General features: G+C 32.1%; 3 protein-coding genes. All 3 read left to right on the forward strand.

All coding sequences use genetic code 11. The features are described from left to right. Window positions 1–115 precede the first annotated feature (115 nt). Entirely contained in the window at window positions 116–1,222 is a 1,107-nt protein-coding gene (gene carA, locus ABJD66_RS02985; RefSeq protein ID WP_348128051.1) for a glutamine-hydrolyzing carbamoyl-phosphate synthase small subunit, read from the forward strand. A gap of 136 nt (window positions 1,223–1,358) precedes the next feature. Further along, window positions 1,359–2,651 carry a phosphopyruvate hydratase gene (eno, locus tag ABJD66_RS02990; protein WP_100896713.1) on the forward strand — a complete coding sequence of 431 codons (1,293 nt, stop codon included), beginning with the start codon at window positions 1,359–1,361 and terminating at the stop codon, window positions 2,649–2,651. 238 nt (window positions 2,652–2,889) lie between these two features. Continuing rightward, window positions 2,890–3,265: citrate/2-methylcitrate synthase (locus ABJD66_RS02995; RefSeq protein ID WP_348128055.1), on the forward strand; the 376-nt coding region annotated here is incomplete at its 3' end.

Below are 3,265 nucleotides of genomic sequence, written 5' to 3' on the forward strand. Positions count from 1 at the left end.
GAATAAAATAATGATTTTATTTTTTAAATATTCAAAAGGGATAGACTTATAGTCTGTCCCTTTTTTTTATGTTAAATTTGTATAGTAGAAATATTAAGGATTAAATTTTTATAGGGTGAAATATCAAGCAAGAAAAAAAGCGCTAATATTATTAGCAGACGGTACAATTTTTCACGGTAAAGCTGTTGGTGATGCAGATGGTACAGCATTTGGTGAAGTTTGTTTTAATACTGGTATGACAGGGTATCAGGAAATTTTTACAGATCCATCTTATTTTGGGCAAATTATGGTTACTACCAATGCACATATTGGTAATTACGGTACCAATAAAGAAGAGGTAGAGTCTAATTCTGTTAAGATTTCTGGGCTGGTTTGTAAAAATTTTAGTTATGATTATTCTAGAGTAGATGCGGATGCTAGTTTACAAGAGTTTCTAAATAACAGTAACCTTTTTGCTATTTCTGATGTAGATACAAGAGCTTTGGTTAGCTATATTAGAGATAATGGTGCTATGAATGCGGTAATTTCTACAGATGTAGATAATATAGAGAGTTTAAAAGAGCAATTGGCAAATGTTCCTAGTATGGAAGGTTTAGAATTATCTTCTAAAGTTTCTACTAAAGAACCTTATTTTTATGGAGATGAAAATTCAAAATATAAAATTGCTGCCTTAGATATAGGAATTAAAAAAAATATATTGCGTAACCTAGCTAAAAGAGATGCTTATATAAAAGTGTTTCCTTACAACGCATCTTATAGTGAGTTAAGTTCTTTTAATCCTGATGGTTATTTTATTTCTAATGGGCCTGGTGATCCAGAACCTTTAACTGATGCTATACAAACAGCTAAGGATATCATTGCTAACAATAAAACTTTATTTGGTATTTGTTTAGGTCATCAAGTGATTGCTCTAGCAAACGGAGTTTCTACATATAAAATGCATAATGGGCATAGAGGAATTAATCATCCGGTTATGAACATAACTACTGGTAAAGGTGAAATTACTTCTCAAAACCACGGTTTTGCTATCAATAGAGATGAGGCTGAGGCTAATAGTGATTTAGAAATTACACACAAACACTTAAACGATAACACTGTTGCTGGTATAAGAATGAAGAATAAAAATGTTTTTTCTGTACAGTATCACCCAGAAGCAAGTCCAGGTCCTAACGATTCTAATTATTTGTTTGATAATTTTTTCGAATTAATTAAAAACAGTTAGAACTAAATAATACGATATCGTTTTCGTTTAAATTATAGTTAATTATTGGTATAGTTATGGCGTAAAACTCACGGGTAATGGTACACTTTTGTATCTTTACGAGAAGATTATATCAACCTAAAAAATAAAAAATTCTATGAGTATTATCATAAATGTGCATGCAAGGCAAATATTAGATTCAAGAGGTAACCCTACTGTAGAAGTAGACGTATATACAGAAAATGGTGTTTTAGGTAGAGCCGCAGTTCCTTCTGGTGCTTCTACGGGTGAACACGAAGCTGTTGAGTTAAGAGATGGTGGAGATATTTTTATGGGTAAAGGTGTTTTAAATGCCGTTGCAAATGTAAATACTACTATAGCTGAAGAAATTATTGGAATGTCTGTTTTTGAACAAAACTTAGTAGACCAAACAATGATAGATTTAGATGGTACGCCAAATAAATCTAAATTAGGAGCTAATGCAATTTTAGGTGTTTCTTTAGCAGTTGCTAAGGCTGCAGCTAATGAAATGGGAATGCCATTATACAGGTACGTTGGTGGTGTAAGTGCAAATACGTTGCCTGTTCCTATGATGAATATTATTAATGGAGGTTCTCACTCAGATGCGCCAATAGCTTTTCAGGAATTCATGGTAATGCCTGTAAAAGCTAAAAACTTTACGCATGCTATGCAAATGGGAACTGAGATTTTTCACCACTTAAAAAAAGTATTACATGATAGAGGTTTAAGTACAGCTGTTGGTGATGAAGGTGGTTTTGCTCCAAATTTAGCAGGTGGTACAGAAGATGCTTTAGATACTATTGCAAAAGCTGTTTCTAATGCAGGTTATAAGTTGGGTGATGAAATTATGATTGCTTTAGATTGTGCTGCTGCAGAATTTTTTGTAGATGGTAAATATGATTACACAAAGTTTGAAGGCGATAAAGGTGTAATTAGATCATCTGAAGAGCAAGCACAGTATTTGGCAGATTTGTCTGCTAAATATCCTATTATTTCTATTGAAGATGGTATGGATGAGAATGATTGGGATGGCTGGAAATCTTTAACTGAAAAAGTTGGCGATAAAGTGCAATTAGTTGGTGATGATTTATTTGTTACAAACGTAGAGCGTTTATCTAAAGGGATTAAGAATAATATAGCAAATTCTATCTTAATTAAAGTAAATCAAATAGGTACGCTTACAGAGACTATAGCAGCTGTAACTATGGCTAAAAATGCAGGTTATACATCTGTAATGTCTCACCGTTCTGGAGAGACAGAAGATAATACAATTGCAGATTTAGCAGTTGCACTAAACACAGGGCAAATTAAAACAGGTTCTGCTTCTAGATCTGACCGTATGGCTAAATACAACCAATTATTGCGTATTGAAGAGGAATTAGGTACTGTTGCATACTACCCGCAAATGGATGCCTTTAAAATAAAATAAAAAAACTAGTTTTAGTTTATTGAGCCGCTCTGTATAAGAGCGGCTTTTTTGTGCTTAATTGTCAAATTAATATAATATATAGCAAATTCAATTCTCTTTTTATTGTAAACCTATTTTTAGGCTTATATTTTTAAAAGAATTAATGTTATTAAATGTATAAATAGTGCTAACTAATTGATAAACTAGTGTCTTTTTCTTAAATTTACAGTTCGATTAATAATATTAGTAAATTATACCAATGTCAGATAAAGTTACTTTAGAATTTAACGGGAATAAATATGATTTCCCAGTAGTAGAGGGCACAGAGAAAGAACAGGCCATAGATATAAAAACATTACGTTCTGCAACCGGTTTAACAACAATAGATCCAGGATATAAAAATACAGGCTCTTGTGAGAGTGCTATTACATTTTTAGATGGTGAAAAGGGTATTTTAAGATACCGTGGATATTCTATTGAAGAGTTAGCTGAAAAAGCAGACTTTTTAGAAGTAGCTTATTTATTAATTTTTGGAGAATTACCTAACGCAGAGCAGTTAGCTAAATTTCACTCAGATATAAAAAAGGAGTCTCATGTAGATGAGGAGATGAAAAAGATTTTAGATGGTTTTCCTA

It is taken from the genome of Cellulophaga sp. (assembly GCF_039943695.1).
GTDB lineage: Bacteria > Bacteroidota > Bacteroidia > Flavobacteriales > Flavobacteriaceae > Cellulophaga.